The following is a 22704-nucleotide window of genomic DNA, read 5'->3' on the forward strand; positions in this document are numbered from 1 at the left end:
CTCTCGTGTCACATATCCAGCGTTGCACCGCCGTCGACCCGCAGGTCGTGCATGGTGATGTGGCGCGCGGCATCGGAAGCCAGGAAGCGGACGGCGGCGGCGATATCGGCGGGATCGGCGATCCGCCGCAACGGGATGCCCAGCCGGTAGTTCTCGGGGTCGCCGTCGAGCAGGCCGGTCCGCCCGGCCGCGCCGAGACCGTTCTCGTCGGAGTCCGCGTACATTCCGCGCAGCATCGGGGTATCGGTGGAACCCGGGGAGACCAGGTTGACCCGCACCCCGTGCGGTGCCACCTGCAGGGCGAGCGAGCGGGTGAACGCCGTGGCCGCGGCCTTGGCGGCGCCGTAGGCGGCGAGATTCACCCGGGGGACGGTGGCGGAGTTGGAGGAGACGACCACAATGGATCCGGTTCCCGCCGTGATCATTTCGCGCGCGGCCCGCTGGGCCACGTACACGGCGCCGCCTGCGTTCACGGCCACACAGCGCTGCCACTCCTCCGGAGAGGTATCCAGGGCCGAGCCGCCGATCATGGCGCCTGCGGCGTGCACGACCACCCGGGGTGTGCCGCGTTCGGCGAGCTCTTCGTCGAACGCTTCGGCGACCGCTGCCGCGTCGCTGATATCGACTTCGGCGGATGTCACACCGGTACCCTCGTGCTGCCGCCCGAGCCGGGCCGCGACTTCGTGCACCCGGGAGTCCCTGTCCCACAGCGATATATGAGCGGAATCGCCGGCGAGTTCGGCGGCGATCGCCGCACCGATTCCCCCTGCGGCTCCGGTGACGATAACCCCTTCGCCCCATTGCTTCGTGACCATTAGGTTAGCCTAACCTGAAGTTACACCGTAAGGCCAGCATTCCGGTGTGACATCGAACAAGATCGCCGATCGGAAAGAGGTGCTCCATGTCATCGCCCGCCCTCCCCGGTATCACACCGTGGCCGCCGGACCAGATCGACCGATACCGAGCCGAAAAGCTCTGGACAGGTGAGACATTCGGGTCCCTGCTGACAGCTCGCGCCACCGCGAGCCCCGAGGCGATCGCGGTCGTGGACGCGGCGAACCGCTGGACCTACGCCGAACTGGAGCACCGGTCGCGGTCGCTGGCCACCGGCTTCGCCCGGCGGGGCATCCGGCCGCGGGACCGGGTCCTGGTCCAGCTCCCCAACCGTGCCGAATTCGTCGAAGTGATCTTCGCGCTGTTTCACCTGGGCGCCCTGCCGGTGTTCTGCCTGCCCGCGCACCGAGAGGCCGAACTGATCCCCATCGCCACGGCGAGCGGGGCGGTCGCGATGGTCACCTGCGACCGACATCAGCGGTTCGACCATGCCGCACTGGCCGATACGGTCCGGCGCGAGGTCGCGACACTGCGTCATGTACTGCTGGTCGCCGACGACCCCGCGCACGAATTCGCCGAGGGCGCCGCAGACCTCGCCGACTACCGGGACGAGCCCGGCGAACTCGCCGGGCCGGATGCCGGGGATATCGCGTTCCTGCAGTTGTCCGGCGGCAGTACCGGTATCCCGAAACTCATTCCGCGCACCCACGACGACTACCTGTACAGCGTGCGGCGCAGTGCCGAGATCACCGAACTGGGTCCCGATACCGTCTATCTGGCGACACTGCCGATCGCGCACAACTTCCCGATGAGTTCCCCGGGCATCCTCGGTGCGCTCTACGCGGGCGGCACGGTGGCCATGACCCCTGATCCGACCCCCTCGACGGCGTTCGCGGCGATCGAACGTTTCGGTGTGACCATCACCGGCTTGGTTCCGCCGCTGGCGCGGCTGTGGGTCGAACGGGCCGAGCAGGGCGGCGAACTCCCCGATCTGTCCAGCCTGCAGGTGGTCCAGGTCGGCGGCGCCCGCTGCCCGGACGAACTGGCCCGCCGGGTCGGCCCCGCGCTGGGTGTCACGCTGCAGCAGGTGTTCGGTATGGCGGAGGGCCTGGTCTGCTACACCCGGCTCGACGATCCGATCGACGTGGTGGTCGGCACCCAGGGCCGGCCGATGTCGGAGTACGACCGGATCCGGGTCGTCGACGACGCGGACGCGGACGTGCCACCGGGCGCCGACGGAAATCTGCTGACCCAGGGGCCGTACACGATCCGCGGCTACTACGACAATCCCGAGGCCGACGCCCGCAGTTTCACCGCGGACGGCTGGTACCGCACCGGCGATATCGTCGCGCTGCGGCCGGACGGGAACCTGGTCGTGAAAGGCCGGGCGGGCGATTGGGTCAATCGCGGCGGCGAGAAGGTATCGGCCGAGGAGCTCGAGGCCCATCTGCTGGAACATCCCGGAATCCGGGACGCGGTGATAGTCGGTACGCCCGATCCCGTACTCGGGCAGCGGATCTGCGCTTTCGTCCAGCCCCTGGACCCGCAGACCCCGCCGACGCTGACTACGGTGCGCACCTTCGTCCGGGAACGCGGTATCGCGGCCTGGAAGATGCCGGACGCGGTGGTCACCGTCGCCGAATTCCCCGAAACGGGAGTGGGCAAGACCAGCCGTCGCGATCTGCGCCGGCTGCTCGCCGAGGGGCACCGCACCGCGTGACCCCCGCCGCCGCGGACCGCGCCGGGCACGCGGTCCGCGGTGCCCGGTCACGGGCACAGCACCTCCAGCCAGGACTCCAGTACGGGGTCACCGGCCAGCATCAACGGGTCGACGGTCTCGTGTCCCTCCGACCGCCATTTCTCCACCAGCTGCATGATGCGCACCGAATCCAGTCCGGCGTCGAGCAGATTGGTGTCGGTGGACAGTTCCTCCGGCGCCACGCCCAGCAGATCGGCCACATCGCGGATGAAGTGGTCGCGGCCGGCCACCGCGGTCGGCTCGTTCGTCATCTCTGTCTCCTTATTCCTCGCGGTCGAAATCCGCGACTCCGTGCTTCCAATAGCCCGCGATCAGGCAGTCCTTCGCCGGCACACCGAGTTCGCCGCGCACCCATTTGCGGATCGGCCGCAACTGACCGGCTTCCCCGGCTACCCACGCGTAGACGTTCTGGCCCTCCGGGACGGTGACCGTGCGGATCGCCTTCTCCAGCAGGTCGCCGGTACCGGCCCGCGCGTCACCCCGGTGCAGCCAGCGGACCTCCACCCCGGCCGGGGCCGCCAGTTCGATCTCCTGGCTCTCGTCGACCACTTCGACGAACGCCCAGCCGGTCTTCTCGCGCGGTAGCCATTCCAACCAGCGGGCGATGGCGGGCAGCGCGGTGATATCGCCGGCGAACAGATAGTTGTCATAACTGGTGGGCACCACCACGCCACCGGGCGGGCCCGCGATATGGATGCGGGCGCCCGGCCGCACGGCCAGCGCCCAACCCGAGGCGAGACCGCCGGGATGCAGGGCGAAATCGATATCGAGTTCACCGGCCGCCGCGTCGTAGCGGCGCACCGTGTACTCCCGGGAAATCGGCCGCGGTGCGGGCCAATCCAGCGACAGGCCGTCGGGGATCGGCAGCCGCAGCGTGCCGTCGGTATCCGGGAACACCAGTCGCACGTGCTCGTCGGGCACGTAACTGTGGAACCCGTCGAGTTCGGGACCGCCGAAGGTGATCCGGATCAGCCCCGAACCCACCGGGGCGGTGCGGATCACCTCCAGTACCCGCAATCCGATCGGATAACCGACCTTCGCGCCGTGCGTGCCGGCGAGTACCTCGGCGATCCGCTCACGGTAGGCTCCGCGATCCACCATCACACTCCGTCCTTCTTCTCCTCGGCCACGGTCCCGGCGGCCTTCTCTTCGACTACGGTGCCGCCTACCGGAACCTGCGCCGGCGGCGGTGGTTGCGGCGGGCCGCCCGCGGGCGCGGTGAGGCCGTACAGTGGCCACACCAGCACCAGTGCGAAGACGAACAGCACCAGTACCGCCGCGCCGTAGACGACCAGTGCGGTACCGGGTTCGACCAGATTGCCGATAACCCCGGCCGCCATGGAGCCGACCGCGGTACCGGCCACCGACTGCACCATGAGCAGTCCCGACATCCGCCCGCGCATATCCTCGGGCGCGTTCTGCTGCAGTACCGCGTAGCGCAGGATGCCGTTGACCGCCCGGGCGACGCCGAACGCGGCCAGCCCGAGGAAACTCCACGCGGCCTGCGGCCAGATACCTGCCAGGATCAGGCCGAGCGGCATGAGCGCCAGCGAGCCCAGCAGCACCAGCCCGTTGCGCCGCGTACGGCCGATCCAGCCGCTGGTCAGCGATCCCAAAACGGCACCCGCGCCGGGCGCGGCGTAGAGCAGGCCCAGGGTGGCCGGGCCCGCGTCCAGAGCCCGGTCGGCGAATGCCGGGAGCAGTACCAGGGGCCCGCTGACCAGCATGGCGAGCAGGCCACTCGCCAGTACCGCACGAATCACATTGTGCCGCGCGGCGAACGCCATACCGTGACCCAGTTCCACGAGCGGATTGCGGATCTCGCGGGCCGGTGGCGGGGCCGACCCGATGGCCCGGATCAGCGATACCGTGGCCACGGTGGCCGCCGCGGCGGCGAAGAACGCGAAGGACACCCCGATCTGCGCGATGAGCACGCCGGCGATCGCCGGGGTGATCATGGTGCCAAGATCGGAGGTCAGCGTCGTCAGCGCACCGGCGGCCGGGACCTTCGCCCGGGGCACCAGCATGGGCACCAGCGCCATCATCGCCGAACCGCTGATCCCCCCGGCCAGGCCGTCGACCACGGCCGCGGCGTAGATCACCGCGAGGAACGGATCGGGCAGCAACGCGTTCACGCCCAGCGCGAGGAAGCCCAGGCCCGCCGCCGAGCGGGACAGCGAGATCACGGTGCGCCGGTCGTAGCGGTCGGCGATCACGCCGCCGCCGAGACTGCCCACGAACAACGCCACCGCCATCGCCGTGGACACCCCGGCGACGTGCAGACTCGATCCGGTGAGCTCGTAGACCTGCACCGGCAGGGCCACCATCAGCAGGCCGATACCGAGAACAGAGACCAGTCGCGCACCGAAGGCAGCGCGGAACCGCCGGCTCTCCCGTAACGGAGAGATATCGATGAGGAGGCCGGCGGGGGCTTTCAATTGAACTGCTCCTGGATCAGATCGAGGGTGTCCATGACGCCGCGGTAATCCGGCCGGTAGCTGGTGGCCGGCAGTTCGTAGACCTTCTTGTCCTTGAACGCGGGCAGTTGCGCGTACAGCGGATCCTTCGCGAGATCGGCCGCGCTCTTGGCGCCGCTGAGCGGCACGACGAAGACCACGGGCGCGTCCACGACCTTCGTCAGCAGTTCGGGGCTGAAACCGAACCAGTCGGCCGAGGGATTCAGCTCCGGATCACCGGCCTTGGCCAGCACCTGGTCGTCGGCCTGGAAACCCAGCTCGGCGAGCAGCGTCGGCAGCGCGGCGTTCGGCAGGATCATCTTCGGCCGGCCGTCGGCGGCGGACTGGAAGTAGCCGACCTGCTGTTCGGGGACCTTGATCGCCGCGGAGACCTCTTTCACCTTGTCGTCGTAGGCCGAGATGAGATCGGCGACCTTGTCGGCGCGGTTGACCACATCGGCGATCTGCGTCAGCTGGTCCTGCCAGCCGGTGACATTGCCGGGCAGCAGTACTGTCGGCGCGATGGCGCTGAGCCGGTCGTAGGCGTCCACCGACTGTTTGGCCGGGAAGCCCTGGCCGCCACCGATGATCAGGTCGGGCTGGAGGGAGGCGACGAACTCCACGTTCACGGCCTGCCCCACCGGCACCATCTGGGTGCCTTGTTCTTTCGCGGCGTCGGCCCAGGTCTGCGGGAAGTCGGCATTGCGGCCGCTGACCCCGAGCACCCGCGGGTCCGCCGCGGCCACCGGGACGTCGAGGTCGTAGAGGTAGCCGGCCAGCGCGCCGTTGAGCACCACCACCCGCTGCGGATCCGCGGGCACCTCGATGGCGCCCTTCTCGGTCTGGACCGGGCGGGTCCCGGAGGCGGCGGTGGGTTCGGCATCGGAGCTACAGCCCGCGACCGCGGCCACCGCGACGAACAGACCGACCACGAGGCGTAGCCAGGCCGCGAAGCGGCTGTGGGATAACAGCGACATAGGTGTTCTACTTTCTTTCTCGAATCGCCGGGGTACCGGATGGTGCCGCGGCGAGATCTCGGGGACCGGGGCGCACGGTCAGGTCCGCAGGGCCGCTTCGGTATCCAGCAGCGCGGCGACCTCCGACCAGCCGTCCTCGGAAACGATCCCGAAATGGGAGTAGGGCAGGCGGCGCGCGGTGATCCGCACGCCGGCGGTGCGCCAGCCGGCCAGCTGGGCGGCGATCCGCGTGGCATCGTCCTCGCCACCGGGATCGGCCGCATACAGCGCCATCGGCCCGGCATAACTCGGTGTCTCGGAGACGGTGACCATGCGCAACAGTTCACCGGCCGCGCCCCGGATGAGCGCCGCGAGATCCGGGGCATCGTCGGGAAGTTCGGGCAGCAGGGCCGCCAGGCGCTGCGGATCCGTCAGGGCCGCGGTGGCCTGACCGGCCAGATTCGCCAGCGGATGCGAATCGACCAGACCCACGAACGCGACCTCCGCACCGCGCTCGGCGAGGGCCGCCGCGATCGCGTGCACGATATTGCCGCCGAGTGAGTACCCGAGCAGGTGGTAGGGCCCCGCGGGCTGGATCTCGCGGATGGTCGCCAGATATCGCGCGGCGAGTTCGTCGATGGTCGTGGCGCCCGATTCCACACTCCGCAACGCGGGCGACTGCAATCCGATCAGCGGCCGGTCGGCACGCAGCCGCCGCGCCAGCGGGGTGAACTGCCAGGCGGTACCGCCCACCGGGTGCACACAGAAGAGTGGTTCGGCCGACCCACGGGGACGCAGTTCGAGCACATGGTCGAGGCGCCGGCCCAGCATGGCGATCTCCTCGGAGGGCGCGGCGATATCCGTCTCCCGAATCGACACCACCTGCGGCGCCGCCACCGGGGTGGCACCGTCGATCCGGGCCGCCAGCGCCCGCGCGGTGGGCGCCTCGAAGATATCGTCGACCACCACCTCGTGACCCGCCCGGCGCAAGCGGCCGACCAACCGGACCGCGGTGAGCGAATGACCACCCGCCGCGAAGAAATCGTCGTCCGGGCCGATGGCTGCCACACCGAGCACCGCGGCCATGGCCGCGAGCACCGGCCCGGCGGCCGCGGACAGCGTCGGGTCCGCGACCGCGGTGACGGCGACAGCGGGGGTTTCCACGGGATAGTCGGGAACCGGCAGCGCCTTGCGATCGAGTTTGTCACTGCTCGTCATCGGGATCTCGTCGAGTTCCACGAAGGCCGCCGGAATCATGTACTCCGGCAGGGCGTCGCGGACCGTGGCTCGCACCGCGTCGATGTCCAGGGCGGCGCCGGTCCGCGTCCGCAGATAGGCCACCAGGCGCTGATCGCCGGGGTTGTCCTCGCGCAGGATCACCGCCGCCTGCGCGATCTCGGGGCGGCGCAGGATCGCCGACTCGATATCGCCGAGTTCGATCCGCTGACCGCGCAGTTTGATCTGGCTGTCGGTGCGGCCCACGTACTCGAGTTCGCCGTCGGCGCCCCAGCGGACCAGATCGCCGGTGCGGTACATCCGTTCACCGTTCCCGGCGGGGTCGGCGACGAAGGTCCGCGCGGTCTGCTCCGGGCGGTGCAGGTAGCCGCGGGCGAGCTGGACCCCGGTCAGATACAGCTCCCCTACCACCCCCGACGGCACCGGCAGCAATCTGTCGTCGAGCACCCGCACCCCCGCGCCGCCCGGCGGGCGGCCGATCGGGACCGTCACGATGTCGGCGTCGTCGGTCGCGTGATAGGTGATGCAGACCGCGGCCTCGGTGGGGCCGTACAGGTTGTTCACCCGGGCCCCGGTCGCGGTCCGGAACCGCTGTGCCGTCGCGGGTGGTAGCGGTTCGCCGCCGGTGAACACGCAGCGCAGCGCGCCGCACCCGGACAGATCACTTTCCTCGGCCGTGGTGGTGAGCATGGACGAGGTCATCTGGATCGCGGTGACCCGTTCCTCGGCCATCAACCGCGCCTGATAGTAGGGGTCGCGATGGCCGTCGGGCCGGGCCACCACGATCCGGGCGCCCACCAGCAGCGGCAGGAAGATCTCCAGCAGCGAGGCGTCGAAGGTCGCCGGGGTCCGGTACAGCACGGTGTCACCGATGCCGAATCCGTGCTGCTCCTGCAACCAGGCGAAGGTGTTCACGATGGCCGCGTGCGGGACCGTCACGCCCTTGGGTACACCGGTGGAGCCGGAGGTGAACAGCAGGTAGGCCGCATTGTCCGGCCGCAACGGCGCGAGCCGGTCGGCGTCGGTGAGCGCGGTGTCCGCGAAATCCGCGGTGTCGAGCGTATCGACCGAAACGACGGGTGCCCGGCCGGTTTCGAAGGCGTCGGCGGCCGTGGTCAGCACCAGCGGTGTGGCGGCGGCCGCGAGGATGGTGTCCACGCGTTCGGCGGGCTGCCCCGGATCCACCGGCAGATACACCCCGCCGGCCCGGCAGACGGCGTGCGCCGCGATCACCTGATCGGCGCCGCGTCGCATGGCCACCGTCACCACGGTCTCGGGACCGATGCCCCGGGCGACCAGCCGGCGGGCGAGCCGGTTGGCGCGCGTCTCGAATTCGCGATAGGTGATCGTCTCGCCGTCGACCGTGATCGCGGGCGCCGCCGGATCGAGCGCGGTGTGCGGACCCCAGTCGGCCATGGTGCGGCCGCGGGTATCCGGGTGACGGGTGACGGCCAGCACCGCACCGGCGGTGGCGTCGGGGGCGTCGACCAGGGCGGTGAGTACCGCACCGAGCCGGGCCGCCATCCGAGTGGCGGACGCGGCGTCCACCGCGCCGGGGTCGTGGTGCAGCATCAGGCGGAACCGGTCGCCGGGCAGGGCCGTCACCGTCACCGGGTAGTGGGTGCGGCTGTGCACCGTCACACCGGCCACTCCCACCTCGCGCGCGTCATTGCCCTGTACACCGGTTCTCGGGAAATTCTCGTAGACCACCAGGGTGTCGAAGAGCCGCCCGATTCCGGCCGCCCGTTCGACCGTGGCCAGGCCCAGGTACCCGTGGTTCTGCAGCTCGAGTGTGATCCGCTGGAATTCGGCGAACTGAACGGCTGCGGGCCGCGCGGAATCCAGGGTCAGCCGGACCGGGACGGTATTGCTGAACAACCCGACCATCCCCGCCACACCCGGCAGCTCGCTCGGCCGGCCCGACACCACCGCACCGAAGACCACATCGTCGCGACCGAGTTGTTCGGCCAGGACCATCCCCCAGGCACCCTGTAGCAGGGTGTTCATGGTCAGTCCGTTGGCCCGGCCGAACGATTCGAGCGCGGCCACGGTCTCGCCGGCCAGCGGCACCTCGAGCCCCACCGCGGCCGAGCGCGGGCCGGGCCCGCCGATCAGGCTCGGCGCGGAGAGCCCGCCCAGATATTCGGCCCAGCGGCGGACGTCCGCGTCACTGTCGCGGGCGGCGAGCCAGGCCAGGTAGGTGCCGTAGTAGCCGGGTTCGGGCAACCGCTCGCCGTGGTAGAGCGCGAGCATCTCGCGCAGCACGATCGGCACCGACCAGCCGTCGGCCAGCAGATGGTGGGCGGTCAGAACCAGCCGGTGCGCGGTATCGGACAGCCGGATGAGCAGTGCCCGCAGCAGCGGAGGTTCGGCGATATCGAAGGTCCGCGCCCCGGCCCGCTCCTCCAGTTCCAGCGCGCCCGCCGCGGCCGGTGCCCGGTGGCGCAGATCCGCGACCTGCCACGCCACCCGCGGTGTCCGCGGGATCACCTGCACCGGGCGGTCGAATTGCTCGTAGCGGAAGGCCGCGGCCAGGTTGGGATGCCGTCCCAGCACCGTCGCGAACGCCACGCCCAGCCGGTCCGGGTCCAGCGGTCCGGCCAGTTCGAAACGGGCGGTCAGTGTGTAGACATCGGCGGCGCCGTCGCGCAGGGCGTGGAAGAGCAGCCCCTCCTGCAACGGGGAGAGCGGCAGTACATCGGCGATCGGCCCGTACGCGGCGGTCGATTCGGCGTCGTCGTCCGGCGGGAGCGCTATCGAGACGGCGGCCGCGTTCGGCGGCCGCTCCGCCTCCGAAACTGCCGTGGGATCGGCGCTTTGGGCCACCGCCGCCAGATCGGAGAGACTGCGGCGGGTCAGCATGTCCTGCGGGGCCAGGACCAGGCCCCGTTCCCGGAGCCGGGTGCAGACCCCGATCGCGGTGATGCTGTCACCCCCGGCGCCGAAGAAGTCGTCGTCGATATCGACAGTCGCGCCGCCGAGCAGTTCGGCGACCACCTCGGCCACCGCGCGCTCGGCCGCGGTGGCCGGCGCACGCCCGCCGGCCGGTTCGGCCGGGTCGGGCAGGGCGGCCCGGTCGACTTTGCCGTTCACCGTCCACGGCAGTTCGTCGAGCACCACGATCCGGGTCGGGACCATCGGGTCGGGGAGCGATTCGGCCAACCGGTTGCGTATCCGGGCACCGAGATCGCCCGGTCCGCCGCGGCCGCCCGGCGCTTCCCGCACCGGGACGACGTAGCCGATGAGACTCGCCCGCCCTGCGATATCCCGGATATCGGCGGCCGCCGTCGCAATCTCCGGGAGCCCGCTCAGCGCGGCCTCCACCTCACCGATCTCGATCCGGTGCCCGCGAATCTTCACCTGGGCGTCGGCGCGACCGGCATAGAAATAACCGCTACCGGGCTCCCAGCGGGCCAGATCGCCGCTGCGGTACATCCGTGCCCCCGGCGGGCCGAAAGGATCGGCTACGAAGCGCGCAGCGGTGCTTCCGGGTGCGCCCAGATAACCCTGCGCGATACCCGTGCCCGCCAGATACAGTTCGCCGAGTTGTCCGTCGGCCACCGCCTGGAGTCCGTTGTCCAGGAGATAGGCCCGCACCCCGGGCAGCGGGACACCGATATGCGGCTCCGCGCCGCGCATCGGCGCGCCGATGGCGTCGACGGTGGCCTCGGTCGGGCCGTACAGATTGACCGCCGTGATCCCGGCGCGCTGCACCCGCTGCCACAGATCGGGCGGGCAGGCTTCCCCGCCCAGGACGAGCAGCCGCGGCGCGAGCTCGGCCAGCCCGTGCCCGAAGAGCGCGGCGGCCAGCGTCGGGGTCCCGTCCACCACTTCGATACCGTCGGCGCGCAATGCCGCGACCAGCGCCGCGGGGTCGCGCCGGATCGCGCTGTCGTACAGGTGGATCCGATGGCCGTCGAACAACCACAGCAGCGGATCGAGCGCGGCGTCGAAGGCGAAAGACGTCGTATGCGCGACCGCGAGCCGCCGGCCGCCGGCCCGTTCGACGGTTTCGGCGTAGATCCCGGACCGGTGCCCGGCCACCAGCTGCGCCAGCGCGGCATGGTCTATCACCACACCTTTCGGCGTACCGGTGGAGCCGGAGGTGTACAGCACATAGGCGGGGTGATCACCCCGGACGGTCGCGATCTCCGCAGCGGTCGGCGGTGTGCCCGGGTAACCGCGCAGCGCCTCACGCACCGGGTCGCTGTCGAGTACCACCGCCGGCCCTTCGAGGGCACCGGTCAGGGCGCTGTCGGTGAGCACCAGGAGTGGGGCGGCGTCGTCGATCATGATCTGGAGCCGGGGCACCGGATGTTCGGGGTCCAGCGGCAGATACGTGCCGCCCGCGCGCCAGACGGCCAGCAGCGCGACGACCAGCTCCGCGGTCCGCGGTAGCGCGACACCGACGAGCGCGCCCGGTGCCACACCCCGGTCCCGCAGGTACCGGGCCAGCCGGTACACCCGGTCGCCCAGTTCCCCGGCCGTATAGCGCTGGGCGCCGCCGACCAGGACCGTGGCGTCGGCGTACGCCGCGACCATCCGGTCCAGCGCGGCAGGCATATATTCGGCGGTACCGGCGGCCGGCGGGCCGGAGCGCGCGGCCAGCAGGCGGTCGCGGTCCGCGCGATCGATCAGTTCCAGGGCCCCGACGGCCACCTTGTCCAGTTCGGTGAACGCCTCGATCACCCGCACCAGACCCGCCACCCGGTGATAGGCGGTCTCCGGATCGTTGGTCCGGGCATCGCATTCGAAGCCGAGCAGCACCGATTTGTCGGGGAGCGGGGTCACCACCAGCCCGAGATCTTCCGGCGGACCGCCGGCGACGTTCCGCAGCACACCCTCGGCACCGTCGAAGTCGAGGGCGAAATCGAAAACCTTGAGGTTCATGCCGATTCCGTGCAGCAATTCCCCCGCCCCGAAACCGCTGAGGTCGCGGGCGAGGTCGGCACCGCTGTAGCGCTGATGCCTGCGCATCTCCCGCAGCGTCGCGGCGACCCGCACGCCGAGTTCGCCGACGGTGTCGTGGGCGTGCACGGTCAGCCGCAGCGGCAGCACATTGACCGCCATCGCCGGGGTGCTCAGCGCGACCCGGCCGACCCGGCCCATCATCAGCATCGAGAGCACGACATCGGAATTGCCCAGCAGCCGCTGCACATAGGCGGCGTAGCAGGCGATCAGGCCGTCGGCCCAGGTGATCCGGTAGCGCTCGGTGCAATTACGCAGCCGCTCCAGTGTTTCCACCGGCAGGATCGCCTCGGCCCGGATGGTGCGCTCGACCGCACCACCGAGTGCGGTCCCACGCCCGTCGAGCGGGGGTGCGGGGCTGAGCTGTTCGCGCCAGTAGCGCTGGTCCTCGGCGAACTGCTCACTGTCGCGATAGTTCTGCTCGTCGGCGACCAGTTCGGCGATGGTGCCGAAGGTCGCCCGGGGCGGTTCCGTATGCCGGCGCAGCGCGGTGTAGTGCGTGGCGACCCGGCGCGACAGCAGGGCCGCGCTGTAACCGTCGACGATCAGGTGGTGGTACAGCTGCACACACCAGACCTCGGAGTCGGTGAGCCGGATCAGCGTGTAGTTGTACAACCGCCGGTCCACCATGCCGCGGCACCGCTGCGCCGCCTGATGACGCTCCAGCGCCACCGCCTCGTGGGCGAGCGCATGCGGTTCGGCCGCACCGCGCAAATCGATCATCGGTTGCAGGACGGCGGGTTCGTCGCAGACGTATTGCCGTGGGCCGGCCGCGGTATCGCGGAACCGCAGCCGCATGTTCTCCGCCTCCGTTACCGTGCGGCGGATCGCCTCGGCCAGGGCCTCGACGTCGATCGGGGTGTCGCCGGAGATCTCGAGGACCTCACCGACCAGATAGCGCCCGGATTCCGGGTCGAACAGCTGCGCGTTCCATATTCCCAGCTGGGGGCCGGTGAGCGGTAATCCGGGATCGCTGGCCTTCGAGGCATCCTGCTCTGCCGCCGGCACGGCAACTCCCTTCGCTGTGAACCACATTCGGTGCGGTGCCGATACCGTCCCGCTATCGACCGGCACCCGCACACAACCACAGTTGAGGTTAGCCTAACCTTTACTAAAGTAAAATATCTATCCGGCAAGAGTTCCGGTGCGGTTTGTCGCATTCAGCCCGTATGCACCGCGTTCTCGGCCAGCGGAACCACCAACGGGGCCCCGGTTTCGGGATCGTCGATCACCCGGCAGCCCAGGTCGAACACCTTCTCCACGAGTTCGGCGGTGACGATCTCGCGTGGCGCTCCGGCCGCGATCACCGCCCCGTCCCGCATGGCGATCAGATGATCGGCGTAGCGGAACGCGTGATTCAGATCGTGCAGGACCGCGACCACCGTCCGCCCGGTCTCCCGATTCAACCGGCGGCACAGATCCAGCAGCTGGATCTGATGGGCGATATCGAGGAAGGTCGTCGGCTCGTCGAGCAGCACGATGGGCGTCTCCTGTGCGAGCACCATCGCGATCCACACCCGCTGCCGCTGCCCACCGGACAGTTCGTCCACCAGCCGCCCGGACAGTTCGGCCACCCCGGTCGCGGCCATGGCCGCGGCGACGGCCTCCTCGTCGCGCCGCGACCACTGCCGGATCAGAGACTGATGCGGGTACCGCCCCCGCGCCACCAGATCGGCGACCCGGATCCCCTCCGGCGCGGTCGAGGTCTGCGGCAGCAGCCCGATCCGCCGGGCGACCTCCTTGGCCGGATAGCTGCCGATCTGCTTCCCGTCGAGCAGTACCGCACCGGATTCGGGCGCCAGCAGCCGTGACAGTGCCCGCAGCAGCGTGGATTTACCACAGGCGTTCGGACCGATGATGACCGTGAAGGTGCCGTCGGGGATATCGACGGTCAGTTCGTCGCTGATGACCCGGCTGCGGTAGCCCAGACGCAACCGGTCGGCGCGCAACCTGGCCGTCCCGGCGGTCTCGTCGGCGGCGTTGTGCCCGAATTTTTCGTCCACCATGATTCCCTCAGTTCCGTCATGATTCCCTCAGTTCCGTCGAGCCTCGGCCACCAGCAGATAGGCCAGATACGCGCCACCGATCGACGCGGTCACCACCCCGACGGGCAGGGTGGTGGGCGCGAACGCCCGGCGCGAGATCCAGTCACAGACCACCAGCAGCAGCGCGCCCATCGCCGCGGCCGGCAGGAGCGCGGTCGTCGGGGTACGCGCCAGGCGCCGGCCCAACTGCGGCGCGGCCAGCGCGACGAACGCGATCGGTCCCGCCACCGCGGTACCGACCGCGGTGAACGCGACACTGAGCACGGTCAGCACCAGCCGCGCCCGCCCCACCCGGATCCCGAGCGCCTGCGCCGCGTCGTCCCCCAGTTCCAGCACCTGCAACCGGTAGGCGGCGGGCACCACTACAACGGCCAGGATCGCCAGCACCACCAGGGCGGGCACGATTTCGTCCCAGGTGAGCCCGTCCAGCGTCCCGACACCCCAGGCGGCGGCCGACATCGCCTCGTCGAGGTCGGCCCGCAAGATGAGCCAGGTGTTGACCGCGGCCAGCATCGCGCCGACCCCGATCCCGACGATGATCAGCCGGAAACCCTTGACGTTCCGCCGGAAGGCCAGCAGGAAGATCGCGAGCGCGGTGAGCAGCCCACCGCCCAGCGCACCGGCCGCGGTGGCGTAGTAGCCGCCACCGGACAGCAGCACCAGCAGCGCGCCGGTGTAGGCGCCCGAATTGAACCCGACGATATCCGGGCTGCCCAGCGGGTTCCGGGTGACCGACTGCAGGATCGCGCCGCTGATCCCGAGCGCCGCGCCGAGCACCAGGGCCATGAGCACCCGGGGCATCCGCCATTCCCGCACGACCAGTTCGTCACCGCCCACCCCGTTGCCGAACAGCGCCCGTACCACCCGGTCCGGTGGAATCGCGAAATCACCGGTGCCCAGCGCCAGCAGCGCCACCACCACAGCAGCGGCCAGCAGTACGACCGTGACCACGAGGCCGCGCAGCCCGAAACGCGTGGTGGCACCGCGCAGGCGCAACACCCGGACCGACCGGCCGAAATCGATGGTCGAGGGAGTACCGAGGCGCGGCGGTTTACGCACGGTGGTCACGACTGCCTCAGCTCCGAGCGGCGGGCCAGCCAGATCAGCACCGGCGCCCCCAGGAACGCGGTCACCACACCGGCGGACAGTTCGTCGGGCGGGATGGCGATCCGGCCCACCACATCCGCGAAGAGCACCAGCGCGGGCGCCAGGACCAAGGAATAGGCCACGATCCAGCGGTGGTCGGGGCCGACGATCCAGCGCGCGATATGCGGCACCGCCAGGCCCACGAAGGTAATCGGGCCGACCGCCGCGGTCGCGGTACCACAGAGCAGGATCAGGGCGAGCGCGGTACAAGCCCGGGTGCGGGTCACGTGCACGCCCAGGGCACGGGCCAGATCGTCGCCCAGCGCCACGGCATTGAGCGAGCGGGCGGCGACGAGGGCCAGGATCATCCCGGCCACGATGAAAGTCATGGCGCCGGCGAGGACGTCGTAGCCGCGGCCGGTCAGCGCCCCGGCGTCCCACTGCCGCATCTTGTCGAAGGCGGTCGAGTTCAGCAGGATCAGCCCCTTGGTGACACCGGTGAGTACGGCGGTCACCGCGACACCGGCCAGGGTGAGCCGGATCGGATCGGTCCCACCGCGCCCGACGGTCCCCAGCCGATACACCGCCATCGACACTACCGCGGCGCCCGCGAACCCGAACCAGACATAGGAGGCGATCCCGTCGGCGCCCAGATAGGCGACGGCCACCGCGATGGCGAAGGCGGCGCCCGCATTGATTCCGAGCAGGCCCGGATCGGCGAGCGGGTTGCGGGTCAAGCCCTGCATCAGGCAGCCCGCGACTCCCAGCGCGCTACCGGCGAGCAATCCGAGCAGCGTACGGGGCAGGCGGTATTCGCTGATGACCAGGTGATCCGGCGATCCATCGGGCTCCCACAGGGCACTAATGATTTCCGTGATCGGAATATGCGCCACCCCGACCCCGAGACTCAGTAAGCAGGCGATTACCAGGAATATTGCCCCCAGCAACCATCCAGACCACCTGCGGACACCCACCTGTGTGTGGTATTCATAGGACGAACCGGCAGTCATGAGGCGGTGTCACAACCTCTGTGCATCGAATCGTCCCTTCCGGTCCGTGTGATGTAGGCCACTGTCATCGCTCACAAAAAACGTTGACGAGGCTTTATAGTGAGCGAAGGCTAACCTAACTACAGACGGGCTGGCAACAGACTGCGCCGACATCGCACCCACGGTGTCCGCGAACGGTGCCCACCCCGAACGGGGTGAGCGTCCGTCCGGCGCAACGACGCACGAGCGAGAGGTGTGAGGGATGTGGACTCCGACGCTGCTGACGCCCGTGCGCCTGCCTTCCCCCTCGCCGCAGAGTTTCCGGCCGAACCCGGCCGGGTTGTAAGAAGATAGACAGGGATGAGGGATAGATGACGCAGCCATTCGTCACCTGATCGCCCAGGAAGACGATCCGACACCACCGGTGGGTTTTTCGTAACCCCCGGATTTCACCTGCGATTGCGCAGTAATACCCCCCGAACCGCGGCCTACGCGCGTGCGCGTACAGGCCCGGGGATCACTGCTGCCGTTTTTCGCCGGACGGCGTCGTCCGGCCGAAATAGGGCGACAATTCGCAAAACCATGAGGGAACCACCATGAACATCAAGTCGATTGCTGCCACCGCGGCGATGACGGCGGCGGTACTGGGCGTCGCCGGAGGCGTGGCGAATGCCGATACCTTCGTGCCGCTCCCCGGCGGCGAAAAACTCGGACCCGGCGTGAAACTGAGCCGTGTCGACGAGAGCGCGCTCATCTCTCCATCGCTGTCGGCCAACGGCGCCGGCCGGGTCGCCTGGCTGAGCGGACGGGTCTTCGCCGACGTCAGCCAGACCCCGGAGGGCACCCCGGGTCCCTGGAAGGGCCCCACGAACGCCCCCGGCACCAACAACTCCTCCACCCACGGCACCTCCCGGGTCAGCGCCGGGTACATCGTCGGCTGCCAGGTCAGCATCGCCGACGATGCCATCTCGGCCGGCGTCTCGGCCAGCGTGAGCACCTCCAGCCTGGGTGCCAGCGGCTCGCTCGGCATCAAACTCGGCCCGGGCCAGGTCAAATTCATCAACGTCGAAGGCGTCGATATTCCGAAGCCCGGCGTGTACTGGGTCGACTACAAAGATGTCGAAATCAATATCGAGGGCTGCGCCGGTTACGCGCAGGCCCGGTCGTACGCCGTCGTCGAGATCATCGGCGACCATTATTCGAAGACCACCCTGTACGGAGCTCCGTTCAGCATCGGCTGACGCACGTCGTATCTGGTCGATCAAATCCGTCGCTGAACGAAATTCTTTTCCGAGAGGGAAACTGTCATGTCTGTCATCAAGAAAAGCGTCGTACGGGCCGCGAGTGTGACGGCCGCGACCGTCGCCGCGGTCGGCCTGTTCTCCACCGGCGCGGCCAATGCCGACACCTTCGTGCCGCTGCCGGGTGCCGAGCTGAACCACACCCTGCCCAACGGCCTGAGCATCACCGCCCGGATCGCAGGCGAGTCGGCGCTGATCAACCCGTCGATGGGTTCGACCCCGCTGCACCGCAACGCCTGGGTCTCCGGTAGCGCGCAGGTCGAGGTGCACGGTCCGCACAAGGGCACCAAGATCACCCCGGGATATGTCGTGGGCTGCCAGGTCGATATCAGCGGTGGCGCCGGCAACGGCGGAGCCGGTCTGACCCAGTCCGGTGAGAACCTCAGCGGCAACCTCAGCTCCGGTGCCAACCTGACCCTCGGCCCGGGCCAGGCCACCTCGTTCCTGCTGCTCGATATCGAGAAGCCGGACGCCTACGGCGACGAGGGCCATCTCTTCGCCAACAAGTTCACCGGCCCCAACGGCTCGGTGACCTGGACCGATTCCACCATCGGTCTCAACGGTTGCGCCGGTTACGCCCAGGCCCGCGCCTTCGTACGGGTCGAGACGACCACCGAGCAGGGTATCTCCGAGTTCCGCGTCTGGGGTCAGCCCTTCAGCATCGGCTGAGTCCGGCCCAGCGGATCCGCACGACGGCGGTAGCCCCGGCCCGGTGGCCGGGGCTACCGCCGCCTGCGCAACCGGCCGTCCCCGCAAGACATAACCTCTCCGGCCTCCGGTTCGACACCGCCCGGGCCGCGACGCCGCCGATTCACGAGACGTTCGAGTTCCGGCGTATTTGTGACACTGCACAAGAACACTCGCATTGACGGGAGCATTCCCGGTGTCTGCACCCACACCGCCGGCTCCGCGCGGCCGCGCTCCCCTACGCACCTCCCTTCGGCTTTGGCCGAGTGCAAAACCGGGCAGGGCCTTCGCCCGACCCCGCGTTCGTTAGGCTGATCGTCCTATGGCTACCGGCGCGACTCTGCACACCGTCACCCTGCACCTGTCCGATATCGACCGGGGTGTGTACCAGGAACTGGAGTTGCGGATGGCTCGGCATCCCTCGGAGACCACGGAATTCCTGATCACCCGGCTGCTGGCCTACTGCCTCGAATACACCGACGGCATCACCTTCAGCGACGGCGGCGTCTCGTCCACCGACGAACCCGCGGTACTGGTCCGCGATCTCACCGGCCGGATCACCGGGTGGATAGAGGTTGGGGCCCCCGATGCCGACCGCGTGCATCGCGGCAGCAAACGCGCCGAGCGGGTCGCGGTGTACACCCATCGCGACCCGGTCAAGGTGCTGGCTCAGTTGTCCGGCAAACGGATCCATCACGCCACCGACATCCCGCTCGTCTCTTTCGACCGGCCCTTCGTCGAGGCCGCGGCGGCGGCCCTCGAACGCCGTAACACGGTCACCGTGTCGGTGACCGAGCGCCAGCTCTATCTCGAGATCAACGACACTTCGCTGAGTACGCCGATCGCCGAACAGCGACTCATATGAGCCCTGCGGCCCGGATCCCGAACCGCGGTCTTGACTTCAACAAACGTTGAGGTTCCAGAGTGTCGGTATGCATGCGGAAGACGAGCGCAGTATCAGAGCCACCCTGACCGCCCATACCCAACTGTGGGTGCGCCACGAAATGCGGCAGTGGGGAGAGTATTTCACCGAGGACTCGGATTTCATCACCCACCGCGGGATCTGGTGGCGGACACGTGAAGCGAACATCCGGGGCCATCTGGACGTACCGGAGTCCGTTGTCGCGCAGAAGCGCGATTACACCCAGGAGATCGTGGCGATCGACGAACTCGCACCGGGCGTCGCGCTCGTCCACACCCGCTGGAGCTGGCCGGGCCACGTGCTGCCCGGCACGGCGACCGCCGCGGACCGGCAGGGATTCATCACCCTCGTCCTGGTCCGGCACTACGGTGAATGGCGCATCCGGGCCGCGCACAACACCCGGACGAACGGATTGGACGATTTCTCCCCGGAGCCGACCGCCGCCGAGACACGATGATTCTCGGAATTCCCACCGCGCCCTACGGTACGGCACCATCGGACGATGCGAACCGGTGCCCGTCGGCCCGAGGGACCCGCCAATCCCCGGCCGGATACCGCCGGGCGGCTCCCGCCCGATTTCTACCGGCTCTGGAGCGCGTTCGCCGCCGGTCAGACGGGAAGTGCCATCGGCGCGGGTGCGCTTCCGCTGGCGGCGATCCTGCTGGTCGGTGCCTCCGATCTCCAGGTCTCCCTGATGGCCGCGGGTGCCGGAGTCGCCGCGGCCGCCATCGCGCTCCCGCTCGGCCCGTTCCTCGAGTTCCGGCGCAAACGCTCCATCATGACAGGTGCGGGCATCACCGCGTGCGCCGCGCTGATCTCGGTGCCGATCGCCACCCGGTTCGGCGCGCTCACCTACGCGCACCTGTGCGTGACCGCGGCGGTACAGACCCTGTGCGCCGTCGTCTTCAACGCCGCGCGCGACGCGCACCTCAAAACCCTCGTCCCGCAACGGCAACGAGTTCGAGCCGGCAGCCGGCTGGAGACCACCTTCTGGACCGCGACCACGCTGGGCGGGCCGATCGGCGGACTGCTCGTCACGGCATTCGGGACGACCACCACCCTGATCGTCGATTCGTTCGGGCATCTGGTGTCAGCGCTCGGTATCCGCCGGATCCGCTCCCCCGAAACCCCATCCGCGCGACGGGAAGGCAGCCGTCGCACCCCGGCCGGGATCAGCGCCGGCTGGGCCTATCTCTTCGCACATCCCACCCTGCACCGGCTGTTCTGGAATGCCATGCTCTTCGGCGGTTCGCTGGTGCTCATCTCGCCCCTGCTGGCGCTGTTCATGCTGCGCGAACTGGGTTTCCCGCCATGGCAGTACGGGCTGGCCCTCGGGGTGCCGGGGCTCGGCGGACTACTGGGATCCTGGTGCGCCCCGCGGCTCGTCGCCCGGTTCGGTACACACACTGTCCTGCTCGGATCCGGCACGCTGCGCACTTGCTGGCCCGGCCTGCTCGTGCTCGCCGGACCCGGGCCGCTCGGGCTCACCGTCATCCTGGTCGCCGAAACACTGCTGCTCTTCTGCGCCGGCGTGTTCAACCCGGTGTTCGCCGCCTACCGCACGAACCACACCGCCGATGACCATATGGTGCGCGTCGGCACCGCCTGGTCCATCAGCGCCAGATGCGTCCAGCCGGCGTTCATCGCCCTCGGCGGTGTGCTCGCGACCGCGATCGGCGTACGCGCGGCAATCGGCGTGGCGGCGCTGGCGCTACCGGCCAGTGCCGCCCTGCTGCCGTGGGGGCCGCGCGCGGCCCGGGGAACGTTCACGGCTCGATGAGCCCCGCGCGGATGGCATAGCGGGTCAGCGCCAGCCGATCACGTAAACCCAGCTTCTGCAGGATATTGGCCCGATGCCGGTCCACGGTCTTCACACTGATGACCAGGTCGCCGGCGATCTCGCGCGACGAATAGCCCTCCGCGACCAGTTTGACGATCTCCTCCTCGCGCGGCGTGAGCAGACTGTGCGGCAGGGGCTCGTCGCGGTCGGCGTGCTGCAACCAGTCGCGGATCAGGGAGTTCACCGCGCCGGGATACAGATAGGACTCGCCGCGCAGGGTCGCCCGGCAGGCTTCGAGCAAATCGCGGTCGGCCACGGATTTCAGTACATAGCCGGAGGCGCCGACCCGCAGCGATTCGAAGAAATACTGTTCGTTGTCGTACATCGACAGCATGAGGATTCGCACCTGCGGGGCGGCGCGGTGGATCTCGCGTGCGGCCTGGATCCCGGTCATCCGCGGCATGGCGATATCGAGGATCGCGAGGTCGACGGGCACGTGTCCGATCTGCTGCACCGCCTCGTAACCGTTGGCGGCCTCGGCGACGACCGTGAGATCGGGTTCGGCGTCCAGGATCAACCGCAACCCGGACCGGACGAGTGCGTGATCGTCGGCGAGCAGGACGCGGGCCACAGCCGGGTTCGTCACGGCGTACTCCTTTCGCCTCGATGCGGGATACACAGGCAGACCTCGGTGCCGCGCCCCGGCGGCGACTCGATGGTCAGGGTGGCATTCACCAGCAGTGCGCGTTCGCGCATTCCCCGGATACCGGCCCCGTCCTCGGCCACCCCGCCGCGACCGTCGTCGCCGACCCGCAGCACCAGCGAATCGCCGTGCACCCGCAGGCTCAGCCCGACCCGGTGGGCGCCCGCGTGCCGGGCGATATTGGTCAGGCTCTCCTGGGCCACCCGGTAGCAGACGAGTTCGATATCGGGGTCCAGCCGCGGCAGTTTCCGGTCCACATCGCGGGTCACACTGATACCGGCCGTCGAGCTGAATTCGCTGCACAGCGCGCTCAGGGCGCTGGACAGACCGAGATCGTCGAGCACATCGGGCCGTAACCGCCGCGCGATTCCCCGCACTTCGTCCAGGCAGGCGCGTACGGTCTCCTGGGCACCGTGCAGGACGTCGACGACATCGGCGGGGGCGCGGTCGGCGGCCCGCTTCATCGACAGCAGCGCCACGGTCAGGCTCTGGCCGATCTCGTCGTGCAGTTCCCGCGCGATCCGCCGACGCTCGCCCTCCTGCGCGGCCAGCGCGGACGCACTGGCCGCCGCGCGTTCGGATTCGAGCCGGTCGACCATGGCGTTGAACGAGTCGATCACCCGGGAGAGATCACCGTTGCCGCGTTCGTCGAGCCGGCCGCTGCGCCGCAGCGGATCCACCCGCCGCATGGAGACGATGAGCTGATCCAGCGGAGCCAGACTGGACCGCAGCAGGAAGGCGTTGGCCGCGAGGATCACCGCCAGCCCGACCGCCAGCACCGGTATCTCGGTGAGCCGCACCCGGGACGACACGGTCGCCGGTGAGACCGCCAGCACCAGGGTGCCGAGCGTGAACACGAGACCGTTGATAAGGAAGATCCGCCGGAACAGCGCATCGGCCGGGGTCCGGGTATGCCGCCGGAACAGGCCGTATCCAGTATCCGGACGGTCCATGACCTCAGTGTGACCGCCGGTGTGCGGGC

The 22704-nt window shown here is 69.4% G+C and carries 17 protein-coding genes; 6 read left to right on the plus strand and 11 right to left on the minus strand.

From position 1 onward, the window contains the following. Window positions 1-8: 8 nt before the first annotated feature. The gene (locus tag NGR01S_RS16245; RefSeq protein WP_063037653.1) at window positions 9-815 is read right to left on the minus strand and encodes an SDR family oxidoreductase; all 807 of its coding nucleotides are present in this window, start codon (window positions 813-815) and stop codon (window positions 9-11) included. 86 nt (window positions 816-901) lie between these two features. Here NGR01S_RS16245 and NGR01S_RS16250 point away from each other — a divergent pair, with 86 nt between their 5' ends. After that, window positions 902-2554, plus strand: coding sequence for a (2,3-dihydroxybenzoyl)adenylate synthase (locus tag NGR01S_RS16250; protein ID WP_063037655.1), 1653 nt, complete (start codon window positions 902-904; stop codon window positions 2552-2554). A 47-nt stretch (window positions 2555-2601) separates the two neighbouring features. Here the strand turns inward: NGR01S_RS16250 and NGR01S_RS32830 are convergent, their stop codons facing one another. The 8 genes from NGR01S_RS32830 to NGR01S_RS16290 form a co-directional block, all read right to left on the minus strand. After that, window positions 2602-2844 (minus strand): phosphopantetheine-binding protein, encoded by a 243-nt coding sequence (locus NGR01S_RS32830; RefSeq protein ID WP_063037657.1) that lies wholly within the window; start codon window positions 2842-2844, stop codon window positions 2602-2604. Window positions 2845-2854: 10 nt separating this feature from the next. Further along, complete coding sequence (locus NGR01S_RS16260) at window positions 2855-3694, minus strand: siderophore-interacting protein (protein ID WP_157107290.1); 840 nt, start codon at window positions 3692-3694, stop codon at window positions 2855-2857. Further along, window positions 3694-5031 (minus strand): enterobactin transporter EntS, encoded by a 1338-nt coding sequence (gene entS, locus NGR01S_RS16265; protein WP_084481155.1) that lies wholly within the window; start codon window positions 5029-5031, stop codon window positions 3694-3696. The genes NGR01S_RS16260 and entS overlap by 1 nt, the downstream gene beginning before the upstream one ends. After that, window positions 5028-6026 (minus strand): ABC transporter substrate-binding protein, encoded by a 999-nt coding sequence (locus NGR01S_RS16270; protein WP_063037659.1) that lies wholly within the window; start codon window positions 6024-6026, stop codon window positions 5028-5030. The genes entS and NGR01S_RS16270 overlap by 4 nt, the downstream gene beginning before the upstream one ends. A 78-nt stretch (window positions 6027-6104) precedes the next feature. Further along, complete coding sequence (locus NGR01S_RS16275; protein ID WP_063037661.1) at window positions 6105-13217, minus strand: non-ribosomal peptide synthetase; 7113 nt, start codon at window positions 13215-13217, stop codon at window positions 6105-6107. A gap of 152 nt (window positions 13218-13369) precedes the next feature. Continuing rightward, window positions 13370-14215, minus strand: a complete 846-nt coding sequence (locus NGR01S_RS16280; protein ID WP_063037663.1) for an ABC transporter ATP-binding protein — start codon at window positions 14213-14215, stop codon at window positions 13370-13372. A gap of 27 nt (window positions 14216-14242) precedes the next feature. Then, on the minus strand, window positions 14243-15322 hold the full coding sequence (locus NGR01S_RS16285) for a FecCD family ABC transporter permease (protein ID WP_245664627.1): 1080 nt from the start codon (window positions 15320-15322) through the stop codon (window positions 14243-14245). Next, window positions 15319-16287 (minus strand): FecCD family ABC transporter permease, encoded by a 969-nt coding sequence (locus NGR01S_RS16290; RefSeq protein ID WP_245664628.1) that lies wholly within the window; start codon window positions 16285-16287, stop codon window positions 15319-15321. Before NGR01S_RS16290 ends, NGR01S_RS16285 begins: the two co-directional genes overlap by 4 nt. Window positions 16288-16925: 638 nt before the next feature. Between NGR01S_RS16290 and NGR01S_RS16295 the strand changes: the two genes are divergently transcribed. The 5 genes from NGR01S_RS16295 to NGR01S_RS16315 all read left to right on the plus strand — a co-directional run bounded on the left by NGR01S_RS16295 (window position 16926) and on the right by NGR01S_RS16315 (window position 21019). Then, window positions 16926-17570 carry an MspA family porin gene (locus NGR01S_RS16295; RefSeq protein ID WP_063037665.1) on the plus strand — a complete coding sequence of 215 codons (645 nt, stop codon included), beginning with the start codon at window positions 16926-16928 and terminating at the stop codon, window positions 17568-17570. 66 nt (window positions 17571-17636) lie between these two features. Then, window positions 17637-18299 carry an MspA family porin gene (locus NGR01S_RS16300; RefSeq protein WP_063037666.1) on the plus strand — a complete coding sequence of 221 codons (663 nt, stop codon included), beginning with the start codon at window positions 17637-17639 and terminating at the stop codon, window positions 18297-18299. Window positions 18300-18639: 340 nt separating this feature from the next. Further along, window positions 18640-19182, plus strand: coding sequence for a YaeQ family protein (locus NGR01S_RS16305; RefSeq protein ID WP_063037667.1), 543 nt, complete (start codon window positions 18640-18642; stop codon window positions 19180-19182). A 67-nt stretch (window positions 19183-19249) separates the two neighbouring features. Next, window positions 19250-19696 (plus strand): SgcJ/EcaC family oxidoreductase, encoded by a 447-nt coding sequence (locus tag NGR01S_RS16310; protein ID WP_063037668.1) that lies wholly within the window; start codon window positions 19250-19252, stop codon window positions 19694-19696. A gap of 45 nt (window positions 19697-19741) precedes the next feature. Further along, the gene (locus NGR01S_RS16315; protein WP_063037669.1) at window positions 19742-21019 is read left to right on the plus strand and encodes an MFS transporter; all 1278 of its coding nucleotides are present in this window, start codon (window positions 19742-19744) and stop codon (window positions 21017-21019) included. On the opposite strand, the gene NGR01S_RS16320 is transcribed toward NGR01S_RS16315, so the two are convergent. Continuing rightward, window positions 21006-21665, minus strand: coding sequence for a response regulator (locus NGR01S_RS16320; RefSeq protein ID WP_084481161.1), 660 nt, complete (start codon window positions 21663-21665; stop codon window positions 21006-21008). The genes NGR01S_RS16315 and NGR01S_RS16320 overlap by 14 nt on opposite strands. Continuing rightward, window positions 21662-22675, minus strand: coding sequence for a sensor histidine kinase (locus tag NGR01S_RS16325; RefSeq protein WP_063037670.1), 1014 nt, complete (start codon window positions 22673-22675; stop codon window positions 21662-21664). The genes NGR01S_RS16320 and NGR01S_RS16325 overlap by 4 nt, the downstream gene beginning before the upstream one ends. Window positions 22676-22704 lie beyond the last annotated feature (29 nt).

This window comes from Nocardia grenadensis NBRC 108939 (genome assembly GCF_001613445.1).
GTDB lineage: Bacteria > Actinomycetota > Actinomycetes > Mycobacteriales > Mycobacteriaceae > Nocardia > Nocardia grenadensis.